General features: G+C 61.6%; 16 protein-coding genes and 2 pseudogenes. 7 read left to right on the top strand and 11 right to left on the bottom strand.

Annotation, left to right across the window (positions count from 1 at the left end; genetic code table 11):
* Nucleotides 1-367 precede the first annotated feature (367 nt).
* The 3 genes from P3C50_RS01535 to P3C50_RS01525 form a co-directional block, all read right to left on the bottom strand.
* Complete coding sequence (locus tag P3C50_RS01535) at nt 368-697, bottom strand: hypothetical protein (RefSeq protein WP_275544623.1); 330 nt, start codon at nt 695-697, stop codon at nt 368-370.
* A 188-nt stretch (nt 698-885) separates the two neighbouring features.
* The gene (gene ycaC / locus P3C50_RS01530) at nt 886-1,515 is read right to left on the bottom strand and encodes an isochorismate family cysteine hydrolase YcaC (RefSeq protein ID WP_183892921.1); all 630 of its coding nucleotides are present in this window, start codon (nt 1,513-1,515) and stop codon (nt 886-888) included.
* Nucleotides 1,516-1,830: 315 nt separating this feature from the next.
* The gene (locus P3C50_RS01525; protein ID WP_275545326.1) at nt 1,831-2,730 is read right to left on the bottom strand and encodes a LysR family transcriptional regulator; all 900 of its coding nucleotides are present in this window, start codon (nt 2,728-2,730) and stop codon (nt 1,831-1,833) included.
* A gap of 149 nt (nt 2,731-2,879) precedes the next feature.
* Between P3C50_RS01525 and P3C50_RS01520 the strand changes: the two genes are divergently transcribed.
* From P3C50_RS01520 to P3C50_RS01500, 5 genes are all read left to right on the top strand, one after another.
* A complete protein-coding gene (locus P3C50_RS01520) occupies nt 2,880-3,896 on the top strand; it encodes an alpha/beta hydrolase (protein WP_275544622.1) in 1,017 nt (338 codons plus the stop codon).
* 234 nt (nt 3,897-4,130) lie between these two features.
* A complete protein-coding gene (locus P3C50_RS01515) occupies nt 4,131-4,676 on the top strand; it encodes a hypothetical protein (RefSeq protein ID WP_275544621.1) in 546 nt (181 codons plus the stop codon).
* A 183-nt stretch (nt 4,677-4,859) separates the two neighbouring features.
* Nucleotides 4,860-5,234, top strand: coding sequence for an NUDIX hydrolase (locus P3C50_RS01510; RefSeq protein ID WP_197855894.1), 375 nt, complete (start codon nt 4,860-4,862; stop codon nt 5,232-5,234).
* Nucleotides 5,235-5,665: 431 nt separating this feature from the next.
* The gene (locus P3C50_RS01505; protein ID WP_275544620.1) at nt 5,666-6,649 is read left to right on the top strand and encodes an SDR family oxidoreductase; all 984 of its coding nucleotides are present in this window, start codon (nt 5,666-5,668) and stop codon (nt 6,647-6,649) included.
* A 237-nt stretch (nt 6,650-6,886) separates the two neighbouring features.
* On the top strand, nt 6,887-7,447 hold the full coding sequence (locus tag P3C50_RS01500) for a type 1 glutamine amidotransferase domain-containing protein (RefSeq protein WP_197855896.1): 561 nt from the start codon (nt 6,887-6,889) through the stop codon (nt 7,445-7,447).
* A 129-nt stretch (nt 7,448-7,576) separates the two neighbouring features.
* On the opposite strand, the pseudogene P3C50_RS24150 reads toward P3C50_RS01500, so the two are convergent.
* Nucleotides 7,577-8,185, bottom strand: a pseudogene (locus P3C50_RS24150) (PAS domain-containing protein); the annotation flags it as partial.
* A gap of 345 nt (nt 8,186-8,530) precedes the next feature.
* On the opposite strand from P3C50_RS24150, the gene P3C50_RS01485 reads away from it, so the two are divergent.
* Nucleotides 8,531-10,606, top strand: a complete 2,076-nt coding sequence (locus P3C50_RS01485; protein ID WP_275544618.1) for a TonB-dependent receptor — start codon at nt 8,531-8,533, stop codon at nt 10,604-10,606.
* Nucleotides 10,607-10,695: 89 nt separating this feature from the next.
* Here P3C50_RS01485 and P3C50_RS01480 read toward each other — a convergent pair whose 3' ends face one another.
* Entirely contained in the window at nt 10,696-11,835 is a 1,140-nt protein-coding gene (locus tag P3C50_RS01480) for a DUF1624 domain-containing protein (protein WP_275544617.1), read from the bottom strand.
* Nucleotides 11,836-12,005: 170 nt separating this feature from the next.
* Here P3C50_RS01480 and P3C50_RS01475 point away from each other — a divergent pair, with 170 nt between their 5' ends.
* Nucleotides 12,006-13,775 (top strand): S8/S53 family peptidase, encoded by a 1,770-nt coding sequence (locus tag P3C50_RS01475; protein WP_275545324.1) that lies wholly within the window; start codon nt 12,006-12,008, stop codon nt 13,773-13,775.
* Between the two features lie 12 nt (nt 13,776-13,787).
* On the opposite strand, the gene P3C50_RS01470 is transcribed toward P3C50_RS01475, so the two are convergent.
* The 6 genes and pseudogenes from P3C50_RS01470 to P3C50_RS01445 form a co-directional block, all read right to left on the bottom strand.
* Entirely contained in the window at nt 13,788-14,318 is a 531-nt protein-coding gene (locus tag P3C50_RS01470) for a GNAT family N-acetyltransferase (protein ID WP_275544616.1), read from the bottom strand.
* Nucleotides 14,319-14,376: 58 nt separating this feature from the next.
* On the bottom strand, nt 14,377-14,946 hold the full coding sequence (locus P3C50_RS01465; RefSeq protein ID WP_275544615.1) for a DUF1285 domain-containing protein: 570 nt from the start codon (nt 14,944-14,946) through the stop codon (nt 14,377-14,379).
* Nucleotides 14,947-15,050: 104 nt separating this feature from the next.
* A complete protein-coding gene (locus P3C50_RS01460; RefSeq protein ID WP_197855901.1) occupies nt 15,051-15,653 on the bottom strand; it encodes a DUF4823 domain-containing protein in 603 nt (200 codons plus the stop codon).
* A gap of 73 nt (nt 15,654-15,726) precedes the next feature.
* Nucleotides 15,727-16,618 (bottom strand): annotated as a pseudogene (locus tag P3C50_RS01455) (radical SAM protein).
* Between the two features lie 75 nt (nt 16,619-16,693).
* Entirely contained in the window at nt 16,694-17,662 is a 969-nt protein-coding gene (locus P3C50_RS01450) for a GTP 3',8-cyclase MoaA (protein WP_275544614.1), read from the bottom strand.
* A gap of 132 nt (nt 17,663-17,794) precedes the next feature.
* On the bottom strand, nt 17,795-18,415 hold the full coding sequence (locus P3C50_RS01445) for a TetR/AcrR family transcriptional regulator (RefSeq protein WP_275544613.1): 621 nt from the start codon (nt 18,413-18,415) through the stop codon (nt 17,795-17,797).
* Nucleotides 18,416-18,479: the final 64 nt, after the last annotated feature.

Below are 18,479 nucleotides of genomic sequence, written 5' to 3'. Positions count from 1 at the left end.
GGATGGTCAGATAGGCGATTTGAATACGCCTGCACCCGTCAGCAACTGCACGAGGTTTTCTGGCCATAGCGCCTTCGCCTGCGAGGCACATGTCTGCCTGTGGCACGGCACAGAGGATAACTGGTCGCCTTTCGCCATGTCGGAACATCTGGCCGAACGCTTCCCACAGGACGCTCGCATCGAGCTACTGGATCAGCTTTCTCACTATTCATGCCTATACGCTGCGGCCCCTCGGATCTGTACGCAGCTCGCCAGCGACCGATATTGAGCCCCGAGCTCTACGAGAAAAACCCCGCCCCCTGCGCCTCTACAGTTGCTGATCGGGCTTTTTTCGGCCATTTCAGGCTACCGCACGCGCGGCCCCTCGCTACTCGAGCGTGCCTGGGTCGGAGGACGGGTCGGTAGGGCCGCCGGGTGAGGAATGCTCGCCGGAATCATCGCGATCGCCATCATTCTGCATATTGCCGTCGCGCGTGTTCACCTTATGCCCCTCTTCTGTCCGTAACTGGCCATTCTCGCGATGAACGTCCAGCTCATGTTGAGGCGCCGGCGTGCCGCTCGGGCTTGGCGCCGAGCCTCGGCCGGCGTCGGGGCTTCCTGCCGGCGCCTGGGCCAGAGCGGTGGTGGCGAATAGTAAAGTTGCGGTAGCAATGATGCCGGACATGGATTTCATGGGTGCGCTCTCAAGTTCGTGCATGACTCCTGTTTGGGTCACGAGGCCCATGCGCAGGTTCGCCTCGCACGATCAACGGTAGCCAAACCGAGTCGGCGAGCCCTGGCGCCAGCGTTGCGCAGGCGGCGGAGCAAGCAGCGGATCACCGAGGAAAAATCCGGACGCAGCAAAACCGGAGCCTTTGCGAGCTCCGGTTCGGTTTCAGGCTTGGATCACTTGCCAGCGGTCAGCGCGTTGTAGCTGGTCATCAGGTTGCGGTAGTCCGGGATGTGATCGGTGCAGATCTTGGCCAGGCCTTCCACGTCGTTGCGCCAGTCGCGGTGCAGCTCGCAGGCAACGGCGAACCAGTTCATCAGTTGCGCGCCGGCCTGGGTCATACGCTGCCACGCCGAGTCACGGGTGATCTGGTTGAAGGTGCCGGAAGCATCGGTGACCACGAACACGTCGAAGCCTTCCTCGATGGCTGACAGCGCCGGGAACGCCACGCAGACTTCGGTCACCACACCGGCGATGATCAGCTGCTTCTTGCCGGTGGCCTTGATCGCCTTGACGAAATCTTCGTTGTCCCAGGCGTTGATCTGGCCAGGGCGGGCGATGTACGGCGCGTCCGGGAACATTTCCTTCAGCTCGGGAACCAGCGGGCCGTTGGGGCCGGTTTCAAAGCTGGTGGTGAGGATGGTCGGCAGGTTGAAGAACTTGGCCAGATCAGCCAGCGCCAGCACGTTGTTCTTGAATTTGTCCGGCTCGATGTCACGAACCAGCGAGAGCAGACCGGCCTGGTGATCGACCAGCAGTACGACGGCGTTGTCTTTGTCCAGGCGATTATAGGTGGCGTTGGTCATGATGAAGTCCTCGAATTGTTTTCAATGTGCCGGCTGCGCCGGTGAGTGGGTTTTCGTTCAGCAGTGCGTCACTGCATGGAAGAAAGATTAAATTCGAGACCCTTTTCCGACTAGACTGCGAAAATTGCCTCTAGCGTTCCATTTTGTGAACGATCAACAAGAACCCAGCTGCAATGACTTCACCCAAGTGATGGGGCGAGGCGGTTTCATCGCGGCGGCGCGCTGAATAAATCCTGCCAGGGCTCGGCCCGTGCCCCACTACTACGCATGGGCTTGCACCATGGGTGCTCCGCCGCGGACCACCGTGAGCACTGCTTATGGCTGGGCCGCAAGGTCGCCCAGCTGCTGCGCGAGAAAATCCAGGAACGCCCGGGTTTTGAGCGGCACACGCCGTGCGGATGGGTACACCGCGTTGATGGAGATGGGGGGCGCCTGCCAGTCGCACATCACCGCGACCAAGCGATCTTCCCGAAGCGCTTTTTCCACGATGAATGTCGGCAGTAGGGCAATGCCCATCCCCGCTTCGGCAGCCTGGGCCAGCAGGTCACCGTTATTGGCATGCAAGGGCCCCGTTACCAGAACGCTCTGCGTCTCTCGACCATTGCTCAGCTGCAGGCTGACGCCGCCCTGCAGATAGCCGTAGTTCAAGCACTGGTGAGCGGCCAGGTCGCGCGGCACCTGGGGCGTGCCATGAGCTTCGAGATAATCCGCTGAGGCGACCAGCACGCGCGGTGCGGGAGCCAGGTGCCGGGCCACGAGCGACGAGTCCGCCAGACTGGCGATGCGGATAGTCACGTCGAAGCCGCCCTTCACCGGATCGACCTGTTCATCACTGAACACCAATTGCAGTTCCACTTTCGGATGCAGCTGGTGGAACTTGGGAATCAATGGTCCCAGCCGGCATAAACCGAACGACATGGGCGCGTTGATCCTCAATACGCCCTGGATTTCAGCCATTCCGCTACGCGCCCGCTGCTCGGCTTCGTCCAGCGAGGCGAGCAACTCGCGGCATGCCTCGTAGTAATCACTGCCGGCTTCGGTCAGGTGCAGGCTGCGGGTGGTACGTAGCAATAATTGCACACCGAGGCTTTCCTCAAGCGCCTGGATCTGCTTGCTGACTTTCGAACGCGGCACCGCCAGCACTCGCGCGGCGGCGGCAAAGCCATTGGCATTGACCGTGGCAACAAAGGTGCGCATGCACTCTATACGATCCAATACTGTCCCCAATTTGGAATCAATGAATCCCTATTCTAGGTAATTGTCCCCGCTCAAGGCCATATCTAAAGTAGCGTCCATACCGCCGATACGGACCGAAAGCCAGGCGGCAACTTTGCACTTCCAACTAAAAACATAAGGATCTTGCTATGAACGCCTTGAAAAACACCCTCACCGCCCTGGCACTCGCCGTTTCCGTTGGCGGCGCGTACGCTGCCGAACCGGTCGCAGAGCACCGCACTCAGAATTTCCTGAATGCGCTGAACAGTGGCGGCGGCAAGCCAATCGAGCAGATGAGCCCCAGCGAGGCGCGCGCCGTTCTGACCGGCGCACAGGCGTCGGTCAAGGTAGACCTGTCCGGGACCGAGGTCAGCGAGCGCACCATCACTGCCGACGGCCAGACGATCAAACTGACCATCGTGCGCCCGGAAAAACAGGCCGGCGATCTGCCTGTCTTCATGTACTTCCACGGCGGTGGCTGGGTACTGGGTGACTACCCGACCCATGCGCGCCTGATTCGTGACCTGGTAGTTGGCTCGGGCGCAGTGGCGGTTTACGTCGACTACACGCCGTCGCCAGAAGCGCAGTACCCGACGGCCATCAACCAGGCCTACGCAGCGACTCGCTGGGTCGCGGAAAACGGCAAGAGCATCGGTGTCGATGGCAGCCGCCTGGCAGTTGCAGGCAACAGCGTGGGCGGCAACATGGCCGCGGTGGTCAGCCTGATGGCCAAGGAGCGCAAAGCTCCCGCGCTGCGCTTCCAACTGCTGCTGTGGCCGGTGACGGACGCCAACTTCGAGACGGCCTCGTATCGCCAGTACAGTGAGGGACACTTCCTCACCACGGGCATGATGAAGTGGTTCTGGGATAACTACACCACCGATCCCAAGCAACGCGCCGACATCCATGCCTCACCGCTGCGTGCGACCGCCGAACAGTTGAAAGGTCTGCCACCCGCCCTGATTCAGACCGCCGGCCTCGACGTGCTGCGCGACGAAGGCGAAGCCTATGCGCAAAAGCTGGATGCGGCAGGCGTCGATGTAACCGCCGTACGCTACAACGGCATGATTCATGACTACGGGCTGCTCAACCCCTTGCACGACATACCCGAGGTCAAGGCGGCGATGCGCCAGGCTGCCGGCGAATTGAAAGCTCACCTGAACTGACGGGCCGGCAACGTCCCCATCAGCGGCCTCGCCCGCTGATGGGGAGCGACGCAGTATCGACACCGCCAACCCGGCATCGCCTGGGTTGGCGTTTTTTTGCACATTTGACCTCCCCCCAGTCGACCTCCCGCTCGACAAAAACACTGAATGACTGCAGCCCCCGCAGTCTAACGTCCAGTTGCCCAGCTATATCTCGCCACGCGGCGAAGCCCAACCGACAATCGAGCCATGTCGATGAAAACCTCAAGAATCATTACCTCCGACACCCATGACACGCAGCGTGAGAAACAGGCGGAATTGCTGATTTTCGGCACGCCAAAGGAGCGGCTCGATTTCTATCGGCGGGAGATTCAGTACGAAACCAGCCTGCTCGCCGGGCGCACCAATTCCTATCTGACGGCGCAGTCGTTTCTGGTGATCGCCTACGCCTCGTCCATGGCCAACCTGAACGAGAACTGGGGTGCGGTGTTCACCCTGGTGGTTCCGGCACTGTTCACCTTGCTGGGCATCATCAGCTCACTGCACGCCTGGCCGGGAATCAGGGCCTCCGCGACGATCATCGAGCACTGGCACTACAAGCAGGAGCAGTTGCTGCGCAGCGAGCCCGAGTTCGGCCATGCCTATGACGACTCACCACTGTTCAGCGAACAGGAGGCAAGCCGGGAGAGCACCTACAAGTCATTGCTGTTCTTTCTGCGCTCGCCCTGGCTGTTCATCGTTTTCTGGAGTGTGCTGGGTGCCTTCTCCCTCTGGCTGCAGTTGCCCTCGGCGAATCTTTGAGCGGCTCTTCGCTGCCGCCAATGCAGGGTGAAAATAGACTGAACATAAGCGGCGGTATTTTCTCCATTGTTTAACCAGGCAGCCCGGGAAGGCTGCCTCAACACGATTCACCCGACTCGCCCTTCGCTGCTCGCGGGACGACGTGACGTGTGCAGTCACGCAGACAATTTTCGAGAATCACCGATGGGTAAAGCTAACAAGGTACGCGCTACTGTCATTTGCCGACGTGGCGACAAGTTTCTGTTGGTGCGCAAGGCCGAGGCGAAGTGGAACCTGCCCGGTGGCAGGATCGAAGCAAACGAGAGCGCCGACGCCGCCGCGCTGCGCGAACTCGACGAGGAAACCGGGCTGTCCTTCGCCAGCCTCAACTACCTGGCAAGCCATGAGTTTGGCGCGGGCATCCATCACGTCTTTCATCAATCGGTCACCGACACGCAGACGCCACGACCGCAGAACGAGATAGCGGATTGCGGCTGGTTCGCCCTGGAAGAGCTGGGCGAAATGCCGGTCAAGCGTCCGAGCAAGAAGCTGCTACGCCGCTATTGCCAAGCGGGCTGAGCCACTGCGAGCGTGCTGGGTGAAGGCCCTGTCGAGGCATCCGAGAACGGCCACAAGACGGGCCAGCGCCGCTGCCTTCATCGGAACCGGCAGGATCTTCGAGGAAACCGGCATGAACCCGACTACTCGGGGCAAGCCAACTCGCATCAACCGCACTGATCGGGGGGGCGGGAAGTGAGCGTCTGCTGTTGGCCGTACCGGTGGCATCAGCGGTCAGCCGTCAAACCAGCGATCAGGAAGTGGTCGAGCTGCTGAAAAAGGCTCGCGGGCAGTTCGGCCGCTCATGAGACACACGCTGAGCGGTAAAACAGCATGAACTCCCTCTGATACGCGCCAGTCCCCTTCTTAGGGGCGACGACATTGCCACAGGACAGATGAAACGCTTAGGCAACAGTCGCCATAAATCGTCCGATTCACGGCAGGAGAGAACGATGACTAAAGCTCGATTGAATAACGCGCTGGTGGTGATCACAGGCGCGTCGAGCGGCATTGGCCGCTGCGCCGCCCATGAGTTCGCCCGACATGGGGCGCGCCTGGTGCTTGCCGCACGCGACGACGAGGCGCTGGCTTGCGTTGTCGATGAATGCCAGCGACTCGGGGCACGCGCCTTGGCCGTGCCCACCGACGTCACCCGCAACGAGGCGATGGAGAACCTGGCCGAACAAGCCGCGGCTTTCGGCAATGGACGCATCGACATCTGGGTGAACAACGCAGGCGTTGGTGCGGTGGGCTGCTTCGAGGACACCCCGCTGGCCGCGCATGAGCAAGTGGTGCAGACCGACCTGCTCGGTTACCTGCGTGGCGCCTACGTGGTGATGCCTTATTTCAAGGCCCAGTCCTCGGGCGTGCTGATCAACACGCTGTCGCTCGGCAGCTGGGTCGCCCAGCCCTACGCAGCAGCCTACTCCGCTGCCAAGTATGGTCTGCGTGGTCTCACCGAGGCGCTGCGTGGCGAGTTGGTGCAATGGCCGGACATTCATGTCTGTGACATCTATCCGGCGGTAATGGACACGCCCGGTTTCCGTGACGGAGGCAACTTTACCGGCCATCAACTCAGCCCGCCGCCACCCCGCTACGATCCACGTCGTGTCGCCGAAGCCATGGTCGAGATGGCACTGGCGCCACGTGCAACCCGGACAGTCGGTAGCGCGGCCACCCTGCTGCGCCTCGGTCATTTTCTGCTACCTGGCTTCGCCCAGATTTCCGGCCTCGTGGTCGGCCGTGCGCTCAAGCGCGGGCAACCCACGCAACGCTCCACTGGCAACCTGTTCCAACCGCCATCAGGAGAACGGCGGATCGACGGCGGCTGGCGCACCCCAGCTGAGGGCGTAAGGCGGCCCGTCGTGCTGGTGGGTACGGCAGCTATCGTGCTGCTCGGCTGGGGCTTGCTACGTCTGCGTAACGGCTCGCGCTGACCGATCCGGATATTTCCTTAGCGGGGCGACTGGCAATCTCGTGCCGCGTTCTCACGCGGCGCGGGTCATGGCACAAGGCGCCACCGGGTCATTCGTGCATGCCTGTCCGCGCAGGCTCGCCATCGAGCAATCAGTTCGAACTTCTGCTGCTAACGCCTTTCAATCCTGATACATGCCGCGTTGACCAACGCGACCACTCACTGCGCCGTATGCGGCGCATCAGCGGAGGTATCGATCATGAGTTCGAATCTGCAAGGCAAGAAGGTACTGTTCATCACCGCCAACACGGGCATCGAGCGCGACGAGTTGCTCAAACCAATGCAGGCACTGAAGGATCAGGGCGCGAGCGTCACCCATGCCAGCGTCAAGGGTGGCGAGGCCGAGACCTGGCTGAAGGACAGCGAGAAGGACGTCAGCGTGCAGTCCGACACTCAGCTCAAGGGGCTGAGCGCCACGGAGTACGACCTGCTGGTAATTCCTGGCGGTACGGTGAATGCCGACACCCTGCGCCAGGACGAAGACGCGCAGCGCCTGGTGCAGGAGTTTCGCGATGCCGGCAAGACGGTCGCGGCGATCTGCCACGGCCCCTGGCTGCTGATCGATGCCGGCGTGGTGCCGGGCAAGGTGATGACGTCGTATTCCAGCGTGCGCCTGGACCTGGCCAACGCCGGCGCCAGCTGGGTGGACGCCGAAGTGCAGGTATGTCCGGGGCAGAACTGGACGCTGATCACCTCTCGCAACCCGGACGACATTCCCGCGTTCAACGATGCGATCAGCCACGCACTGCGGGCCGCCTGAGCGAACCTGCAATCAATGTTGCTGGATGCGATTTCGCCCGCCGCGCTTGGCGCAGTAAAGGGCGATATCGCTGCGCGACAAGGCGGCCCTGACGCTGGCATCGCCGGCATTGAGCGTTGAGATGCCGACGCTGACGTAGGTGAAGGTCGACTCGCCGTCCGCTTGCCTGCGCAACTGGAAGACCATGCCGGGAATTTCGTTGGTCAAATCGGTCATCACCGCCGCCGTTTGCTGCACCTGCTCGGACAGCCGGCGCATGGCGGTGATGTCGATGGTGGTGCCGATCATCCGTAGCGGCTTGCCATGCTCGTCGCGCTCGACCACCTTGCCGCGGCTGCACACCCATTTGTACTGGCCATCGCGGCAACGCAGGCGGTACTCGACTTCATAGGTCGTGCTGCGCTGATCCCGATGCGCCTGAATAGTGGCACGAACCTAGTCGAGGTCGGCCGGGTGCACGCGGGTGTAACTCTCTTCGATGCGATTGCCGACTTCATGCTCGGCATAACCGAGCAATGCCTTCCAGCTGCTGGAGTAGTGAATCTCCCCAATGGCGACGTTGCGGTCCCAGATACCGGCGCCACTGCCGGCGATGGCCAGCGCAATGCGCCGCGCACCTTCAACGACGCAGGTGAGCACGGCGACCACGCCGAAGAGCCGGCCAAGCAGGCGCACCAAACGGTCCAGACGCTCATCGCTGGCACTGCCAGGCACGCTGATCGAATCCAGGGACTGTATGGTGATCTTGCCTGGGGAAAGATGCGAAAGACGCTTGATGTTGATACGCCATTAGCAGGCTGGCGTCTAATCGTTCCTGGCACCGCAGCCAGTGTTGACGGGCCTTTGCACAGGCTGCAAGGCCACCAACCGCTCTAGACAGGGCGCTCATGGGCACCAATCCGCTGTCTTCGGGCTGACCGAACAGCACAAAATTGTTATGATATAACGTCTTTATCGAATACCTGGATTTTCAGCACGCCGGTCACAACCGCACAGCTCGCTATGGACCGCCACCAATCCGAGCTGTTGCAGGCCTACGCAACGACCTCCCAATACATAGAAAACGCAACGCTAGGAATACCCATGAAAGCCACTTCGGCCTCACTCGCCGTCATGACCGCATTGGTCACGTCTCAGCTTCACGCAGCCTCATCCGGCAACTCCACCGTTTCGCTCGGCGAGGTCTATGTCACGCCCGAGGCCAGCAGCACGCTGCGCACTGACAGCATTCTGACCTCGGTCGACATCATGGGCAGCGACATGATCGAGGACAAGAACGTGATGAACAGCTGGCAATTGCTGGGACAGATGCCCGGCATCCAGCTCACCGAAACCGGCATGGGTGCCGAGTCCGGCAAGGCCACCTTCCGTGCCTTCAACGGCGAGGGTTATATCAACGGCATCAAGGTGCTGATCGACGGTATTCCGAGCAACGTCAACAGCGGCAACCAGCGCTTCGTCGACATGATCTTTCCGCTGGACATCGACTACATCGAGGTGGTCCGCGGCACCAACGATCCGCGCTACGGCCTGCATAACATCGGCGGCAACATCAACTACGCAACCCGCCAAGGCGGCAACTATGCCGATAGCCGCCTGACCTACGGCAGCTTCAATACCCGTGAGATGCAGTTGGCGATCGGCCATGAAGAAGGCAATTTCGCGCAGAACTACTTGCTGGCCAAACAGGACTCCGACGGTTTCCGTGACCATAGCAACTCCAACAAATACTCACTGGGCGGCAAGTGGTTCCTCAGCAATGACGAACAGACCTTGCGCGTCGGCGCAATCGCCCGCCTGTACCATCACCAGGCGGACGAAGGCGGCTTCTTGACCCGTGAAGAGTTGCGCGCCAGCCGTACCGATTCGCCGGCCAAGAATGGCAACGACCGCAGTGACCGCGACATGAAGCACCTGAGCCTGCACATGGACTGGCAGCTCAACGACGACCTGAACCTGAGCAACAAGCTGTACTACAACAGCTACAACGATGACCGCTCAATCACCTTCACCAGCTACGAACCCGGCAACGGGCCGCGTCAGCGCCGCTTCTGGGACGAACAGCAGCGCGGCATGCTGAGCAATCTGACCTGGCGAGCCAACGATCTCCTGACCCTCGATGGCGGCATCAACTATGAAGAACAGCACAACGCCTACGAGCGTCGGCGCTTTACATTCAGCGTTCCCACTGATTTCGATGTCGCCCCGGCGCGCATTCAGAACAACGATCACTACACCCTGCGCAACCTGGGCGGGTATGTTCAAGCCGTCATCCAACCCACCGAGTCACTGAAGATCATCCCCGCCATACGCGTGGACAAATTCACCGGCAACACCAACATATCCAGTACCAACAACGGCGTCACGACGACCGGCAAAGGTCCGCTGCAGGACTATGGCTGGATCGAGCAGCCCAAGCTCAGCGTGGTCTACAGCGTCAATGACGATATCGATGTCTACGCCAACTGGGGCCGCACTTTCCAGATACTGACCGGTAACGCCAACCCGGGCTACCTCGTCAATGGAGCAGGCAGCTACGACCCGTCGATCAACACCGGCAAGGAAGTGGGGATGAAATTCCGGCCCTTCGCTGGCACCGAAACCCGTATTGCCGTGTGGCAGCAGGATGCCACCGATGAAGTCGCGAACATGCCGGCCATCGACGCCACCGTGGGCCTGGGAGAAACCCGTCGTCGCGGCATCGACATGCAGTTCACCTCTCAACTGAACCAGCAATGGACGGTATGGGGCTCCCACGCCATCCAGGAAGCCAAGGTCGTCAAAGGCCTCGATGGCGACAACAACTCGCTCAAAGGCAAGGAGGTGTTCTCCACCCCGCGCTACATCAGCAACCTGGGGCTGGATTATCGCTACAACGATGACTGGCGCTTCGGCCTGCAGGCCCGCGCCCAGGGCGACTACTACATCGAAGAGAAGAACGAAGCCGGCAAATACGGCGGCTTCGCGGTATTGGATGCCAGTGTCAGCTACCAGTTGAGCGCCTCTACCAGCGTCGATCTGCAGGTCAAGAACCTGACTGACCGCGAATACGAATACGTCTGGTACGACAACGTCTGGTGGGGCCCAGGCCAGGAACAGCCCATGTACTCCCCGGCACCCGGCCGCTCGGCCTACCTGTCGATGAACATAAAGCTGTAATACCGGATTACTCGGCCGCGTAAACCCAACGGGCTCTACGCGCAAAGGAAACGGCCAGGGTTTGACCCTGGCCTTTTTTCATCTGCTGATCAGAAGTACTTCAACCAGCGAATGTCCCGCCGCCGCGCCTTGAGCCTCGCGAACCATTGGGTTGGCGGGAACAGCAACATGGCCAGCACCACTGTCGCGGCCCAGACCCAGGCCATCGAGGCGAAGCCGAAGTAATGCCCCTGGTTTGCACCCCAGACGGCGAACGCGGCGATGTAGAGGAGCTTCAGTACATACAGGTGCAATAGATAAAAGAACATCGGCGCACTGCCGAATACCGCCAGCACGCGTACCACGCGCCCCTCGTTGCGGCGCTCGAAGGCAGCCAGCAGTAGCAGGCCAATACCCAGCGTCAGCGCCAGGAACAGCAGCGACGGCGGGTATTTGGTGATGTTGAGCAGGCTCATCAACGTCTGCAGCCCGCTCTCCCCGACCGCCCAGGGTTTCTCGCCATAGCCGTTGACCAGGCGCAGCGCCACGAACAGCGCCAGCGCGCCGCAACCGCCCCATTGCAGCGCCCGCATGCGCTGCGTTGGCTCGCTCGCTCCGCGGAACCAGGGGCCGATCACATAGCCCAGGGCGATCACACCGATCCACGGCAGCAGCGGATAGGAGGTGCGCAGACGCAGGTTATCGGAGAGCTCGATCCAGCCGCGGTCATGCAGCACCGCCCAGGGGATATGCATGGCTGACTCCACGCCGAAGTGCAGCCCGTCGAGCAGGTTGTGCCCGGTCACCAGCAGCAGGCCCAGCACGGCCAGCAATGCGCGCGGCAGCCATAGCAGCAGGGACAGCGCCAGCATGCTCAGGCCGATGGCCCAGATCACCTGCAGGTAGATCACCGCAGGCGGAAATTGGAAGGTCCAGGCGAAGTTGACCAGGGTGAACTCCAGCACCACGAGAAACAGCCCGCGCTTGAACAGAAACGCACTGGTCGCCGCCCGGCTCATCTGTTTTTCCCCGAAGAGAAAGGCCGAAAGCCCGGTTAGCAGGATGAATACCGGCGCGCACAGATGGGCCAGGGTGCGGCTGAAGAACAGTGCCGGCTCGGTGGTGGTCACGTCCATCGGATCACCGACCTGCTGATGCAGGTAGAAGGTTTCGCGAACGTGATCGAGCAGCATGAAGAGGATGACCAAGCCGCGCAGGGCATCGATCGAAAGCAGACGATTGGAGGGCATGGAAGGCTTCGAGTAAGGCGTGAAGGAAACGTAATACTATAACCAATCGAGGCGGCGGTGACGCCACTGTCATGCGTGCTCACAATGACCGCAGCTCACACCCAAGCTGAACGAAGCCTGCCAAACAAAGTCGGAAAAGCACCACATCCGCCACGGAGGCCCATCCCATGTTGCCCACCCGCGCTCTGCTGTCAGCCTTGGTCATGGTCGTGATAAGCCCGCTTGCCGATGCGCAGGAGGCCTTGCGCATCCAGAGTCTGCAACGCTGTGGCGACCTGCTTGGCGGCGAGAAGCAGGAATGGTGCATGCAGGTACGCGGCCTTGGCGAAGCGATACCCGAGCTGCACCTCGGCGACGACACCCTGCCCGCCTCGGCGGTGCAGCGCAGTGGCGACAGTCTGCGCCTGCAGCTCGACAGCAACGAACATCGCAGCGCGCCGTTGTGGCTGGAAGACGGCTCGCGCGAGAGCAACCCGGTATGGCTGTCATTGCATCGCAGCCATGTGCTGGCCGCCGGCCCGGATGAAGTGGCGAAGAACATGGACGGCCTGACCACCTACGTCGATCTGGTCAGCCTGTTGATCGAGGAGAGCCACGACGGCCTCGATGAGGCCAAGCGTCTGGCGAAGAAATACGATGCCAAGGTGGTCGGTGCCATCCCACCGCTGAACGTCTACCAGCTGCGCCTGCCAGTGAAAGATCTTACCGAGCGCGATGCGCTGGTACTGCGTATCGGCAGCGAAACCAGCGTTGATGCGGTGGTCGTGGAGGAAAGCGCTCCCGAGCGCGGCGAAGAGAGCGAAGCCGCGCGCAAGCCGGCGCATAAACCGAAGAAGAATTCCGAGGAATGGGCCGCCAACCGTTTCATGGATGCGGTGAACTACTACCAGCGGCGCATTCCCGCGGGCGACTCGCCCATCGACGCCGAGCGCATCCGCGTGGGTGTGATCGAGCGTAACGTCGACTTCGACGCGCCTGATTTTGCCGACTACCTGGGCGCCTGCCCTGACGGCAAGTCACGCACATGCGTCTACGCGCGCGACGCCGACGAGCCGGACAACCATGGCAGTACCGTCGCCGGCATTCTCGCCGCGCATTGGGACAAGGGTGGCAACACCGGCTTCCTGCGCGGGATGGACAAGGCCAGCAACGGCTTCGATGTCATAGTCGAGCGCAATTCGGATGCCGGCATCACGGCCAATATCGCCGCGTCGGTCAATCTGGTGGAAGACGGCGTGCGCGTGCTCAACTGGAGCTGGGGTATTCACCGCGTCGGTACACGCAACGTCGAAGGCGACCAGATCGACTCGCTGGTGCGTTCGGGCATCGCCATGAGCGGCTACGAAGAGTTGCTCGAGGAATTCTTCCTGTGGCTGCGCGAAGAACACCCGGACGTGCTGGTGATCAACTCTGCCGGCAACGGCTCTTCCTATTCCGGCCGGGACGAGTACCGTCTGCCCTCCTCCTTCATCACCGAACAACTGCTGGTGGTCGGCGGGCACCAGCGCAGCAAGAAGGACGAGGTTGAAATCGACGACCCGAGCTACGTGGTCAAACGCAACTCGTCGAACGTCGACATGCGCGTCGACATCACCGCGGCTGCCTGTACCCAGGCTTCGACCCACGAAGTCGACGCCACCGGCGACGTGCATTGCGGCACGTCCTACGCAACGCCGCTGGTGACCGGCGTGGTCGCGGCCATGCTGTCGATCAACCCGGATCTGCAACCGGAACAGGTACGCATGCTGCTGAGGCGCAGCGCCATGACCATCGGCGGCGAGTACGACTTCGAACCGGTGGACGCCGAGGACCTGACCGCGCCCATCCTGCCGTCCGAGCGCAACTATCAGCTGAGCGACAAGGACGTCGGCCGCTCCGCACGGCTGGATATGCAAAAGGCGCTGGACCTGGCGGTACAGAGTCGCGACCGGGTGCGCTGACGAGCGTGCCGCTCACTCGCTGCAAACGCGCTCGTACAACTCGACCGGCTCGACCTTGCCCTGGCTGCCACACGCGCTGTGCCCCAGCCCCAGATGGCGAAATCCGGCCTTGAACAACACACGCCCGGACTGCGGATTGCGCGCCAGGTGGCTGGCGTGCAGACGACGCAAGTGCAACTGGCGGAAGGAAAACTCCACCAGCGCATTGCAGGCCTCGCTGGCGTAGCCACGGTTCCAGTACGGCACGCCGATCCAGTAGCCCACCTCGGCCTCGCCGCGGCCGATATCCTTCAGCGCAATGCTGCCGACCAATTGGCCGCTGCCGGACTCGGTGATGATGAAGTTGGCCGCAGCGCCACCGGCCCACTCCTGCATGCAGCGTTCGATCCACCGCTGCGCCAGTTCTGGCGGATAAGGGTGGGGAATGCTGCTGGTGACATCGGCGATACGGAAGTCGCCGGCCAGGCGCTGCACCTGATCGGCATCCTGCAGCTGCGGCGGGCGCAGCCGCAGCCGTTCGGTTTCAATGTATTGCTGGTCCATTTGCGTCTCCCTCGCTACCTCAGTTTGCGTCGCGCACACCGCGCCTGGACCAATCGACTCAGGCCGGAGACGGCCCGATGGGATAGAACTGCCCGCTGCCCCAAACGCCCAGCCAGGTTTCTCCGTCGATCTCGCGCTCTACCGCCAGCTCTACCAGTTGGTAGAACACGTTGCGGTGAATCAGCGCCTCGAGGTTACGCCGCACCAGAATGTAGGGCGAGGGTTCGAGTGTCGCAGGATCGATGTGCACACGGATCGGGTGCTCGGCGCCGGCCACGACTTCGTCCTCGACGTTGGTGGTGAAGCGCAGGACCTGCGCCTCGCCCTCGCCTTCCACCTGTAGGGTCACGGCCACGAAAGGGGCATCTTCGACCTGAATGCCGACCTTCTCTACCGGTGTGATCAGGAAGTAGTCGTCGCCGTCGCGGCGGATGATGGTGGAAAACAGCCGCACCATGGGTTTGCGGCCGATGGGCGTACCCAGGTAATACCAGGTGCCGTCGCGGGCGATACGCATGTCGATATCGCCACAAAAATCGGGATTCCACAGGTGTACGGGTGGCAGGCTCTTGCCTTCACCCTTGGGAATCTGCGCCAGCAGGTCACCTGCCTTGCCTGGATCGCTCATCGTCTTTCCTCGTCCGTAGTGTCGCGAACTGACGAGGATACACCGTGCCACCTGTCGCGGCTAAAGCCCCTCCCACAAGTTCGGCGCGCCGATTGCCCCTATTCTTAGCGCCCAACGCCCATCAGGCTGCGCGCATAGTCATGCAGCGGCGGGCCGATCAGGTCCTGGGGTTTGGCATCGTAAAACGTCAGGAATCCGCCACGGCTGCGAATGCGCGCCGTGTCTACCAGATAGCGGGTATTGGTCTCGATCAGCATCAACTGGATCGAGGCGCGGTCGGTGCCGAGGCGATCCACTGCTTCCTGATCCTCCCACTCCTCCATCGTGCCGATGCGGTCATCGCTGTAGGCGAAACGCGCGTACAGCAGGTAGTGCGCGCCGGCACTACGCGCTTCAGCCATGGCTTCATCCAGGCCTGCAGGTTGACGTGCCCGGCGCACCAACGGGAAGTATTCGACGAAGCCCTTGAAAGCTTCCTCGGCCACCACGTTGGGCCGCGGATAACCGTGGCCAGGCGGCACGAAATGACCCTGGGCGATGTAGATGAACGAGTCCTGCTGCAGGCGCCGCGACGCCATGCGCTCGGTGCGGCCGTGGTCGAGAAAACCGGCATCACGCAGGTGGTACTCGGCGCCACTGGCCAGATCGCTGACCTTCATGCAGCCAGCCAGCCCCAGCAGCGCCACCAGTAGAAGCAGGTTACGCATGAATCAATCCTCCTCGTGCCGGCGACGGAAAACCGGCGAATGAGGCGTAGATGCAGATTTTGCGCCAGCCTTGTTAAAGCCCGCGCTGCCACTCCTGACGCAGGTTCGCCTGCTGCGGTCGCTCGATGGCGCTGCGCACCTGGGCCAAAAGACGTTCCTTATCGCGCCCCAGGTTGCCCTTGAGCACCAGATAGTTGGAGGCATGGTCGCTGCGAAACACCGTCTGTTGCAGATCGAGCCCCTGCAGCAGGCGCTCGACTTCAGTGAACAGCTGCAACTGCGTCAGCGGCTGATAATCGGCGAACTGTTGGCGAAAACGCGCCTCGCCCATGGGGAAACTGACCACCAGTGTAGATAGATATTCCGGCTGGCCTCATTCATCAGTCGCGCCGAATTGTCCGCATGCTGAGCGCTAAGTGCCTGGCCCCCAAGCCCGTTGAGAATCATCACCGAACGGGTGATACCGGCCTGGCCGAGCTTTTCCAGGGCACTGAGGCTGGAGGCATAGGTTTCCCCCTTGCTGACCGCGCCAGCACCTCGTCATCGCCCGACTCGCAGCCGACATAGGCCATTTTCAAGCCGGCATCGGCCAGCTCCCTGAGCTCCTCCACTGATTTCTTGCGCAGATTGCGTGGCAGGCAGTAACTGGAAACTCGGCGGACCTCGGGCATGTGCTCGCGGATGGCTTGCAGGATGGCCAGCAAACGTCGAGTCGGCAGCACCAGGGCATCGCCATCGGCGAGAAACACCCGATTGACGATCAGTTGCTCGCCAGCACGACGAATCTCCTCCAGCACCTGCGCTTCTTCACGGGCACGGAATTTCTTCTGTGGGGCGGTGTACATCTCGCAGAAGGTGCACTGGTTCCAGGAGCAACCATTGGTGACCGGCAGAATCAGCGATTGGGCTTCGCTCGGCGGGCGAAACACCGGTTCGATGTAGTCGATGGGAAAACGGGCAGACATTCGCAGCACTCGCAAAGAGAAAGCCCGCACAGTCTATCCGGCCGTGGTGTGACTGCCGAGCCACACGGCGATGACTCAGCCGCCGATGATCTTCATCACCGTCACACCACCGGAGAATGCCAGGTCCTGCTTGTCGCCCAGTGCCTTGATCAGCAGACGCTGCAGCGCCGGCAAGGCCTGGTGGCGCGGCTTGTCCAGCAGGTCGCCGATGAAGTGGCGATTGCTCGACGACAGGCAACCATGCAGCCAACCGGTGGAGGACAGGCGCAGGCGCGAGCAGGTACGACAGAACGGCACGCTTTCATTGGCAATCACGCCGAAATGCCCGACACCCGGGATGGCGTAGCGCATCGCAGTGGCATCTACAGGGGCGCTGGCCTGTGCGTACTGGTGCCGAGTGCCGATCAATTCGAGCAGCTCCGGCAGACCGACGAACTGCTGGTTGAAGGCATTGGGTTCACGCGCCAGATGGCCCATGCGCATCAGCTCGATGAAGCGCAGCTCGAAGCCACGCTCCAGACAATAGTCCAGTAGTGGCAGCACCTGATCGAGATTCTGCCCGCGCAGCGGCACCATGTTGACCTTGATTTTCATCCCGGCTTCACGCGCCGCTTCCATCCCGGCCAGCACGGTGGCCAGGTCGCCACCACGGGCGATGCCGCGAAAAGCCTCGGCATCGAGGGTATCGAGGGAAACGTTCAAACGGCGGATACCGCATTCAACCAGCAGCGCCAGCTTACGTTCGAGCAACTGGCCGTTGGTGGTAAGGCTGATGTCATCGAGGCCGAGCTGGCTGACCTGATGCAGGAAAGGCTCCAGACGCGTACTGAGCAGCGGCTCGCCACCGGTGATGCGCAGGCGTTCGATGCCGGCCGCTTCGATCAGGTAGGCAACACCGCGTGCCATGGCGTCGGCGGAGAGCTCGTCCTGAGCGGCGACCAGGCGCTTGCCGTTCGGCACGCAGTAGGTGCAGGCGTAGTTGCAGGCGGCGGTCAGGCTGACGCGAAGGTTGCGAAAGCGTCTGCCCTGGCGATCAACGATCATGGCGTACTCCGTGATGGATGACCGGAGTATATCGCCGTAACCGGCCAGGACGCATGGACCATCGGCCAGCTGAATGAGCGGGGTCGCATTTGCCGCGGGTGGGTGTCGCCCCGGCAACGAACCCGCCGGGGGTCAGTCGCGCTTGCGCTTGTTGCCCATGCGCACGCCAATGTCCATGAGGAACTGGAAGAACCCTTCCTGATCCTCGAGCACATTGCTCCAGAACGGCGAGTGGTAAAGCGCCACGGCACCATGCACCAGCGCCCAGGCGGCGGAGTAATGGAAGTATGGCGGCACGTCTTCCAGCTTGCCTTCGGCGATACGGTCCTTGATCAGCTGGGTCAGGCGCTCGAAATTGGACGCACGGATCTTGTGCAGCTGCTCGACCATTTCCGGCACCTGGTTGCCCTTGACCACCTTCTCTTCCAGGCGGTCGAACAGGCGATAGCGCTGCGGATCGCGCATGCGGAATTCGAAGTAGGCACGCGACAGCGCTTCCTTGTCCCGGTCCACATCGGCCGAATGCAGCAGCTCGTTGAGATCGCGCTCGTAGTCGAGCATCAGGCGCAAATAGATTTCCGCCTTGGACTTGAAGTGCTTGTAGATGGTGCCTTTGCCGATACCGACCGCATCAGCGATCATTTCGACGGTGACGCTGTCTTCTCCTTGTTCGAGGAAGAGTTTCAGCGCGGTGTCGAGAATCTCTTGCTCGCGGCGACGGAATTCGCGGACCTTACGGGGTTCTTTCTGCATAAAGGGACTGCGGGGTCAAAAATCGAAGCCGACTATTATGCCCAAATGCGGCCAAATTGCACGG

Source organism: Pseudomonas sp. Marseille-Q0931 (assembly GCF_940789645.1).
GTDB lineage: Bacteria > Pseudomonadota > Gammaproteobacteria > Pseudomonadales > Pseudomonadaceae > Aquipseudomonas.
Note: the sequence above shows the minus strand (reverse complement) of the source record. Positions and strands in the feature narration are given on the sequence as shown.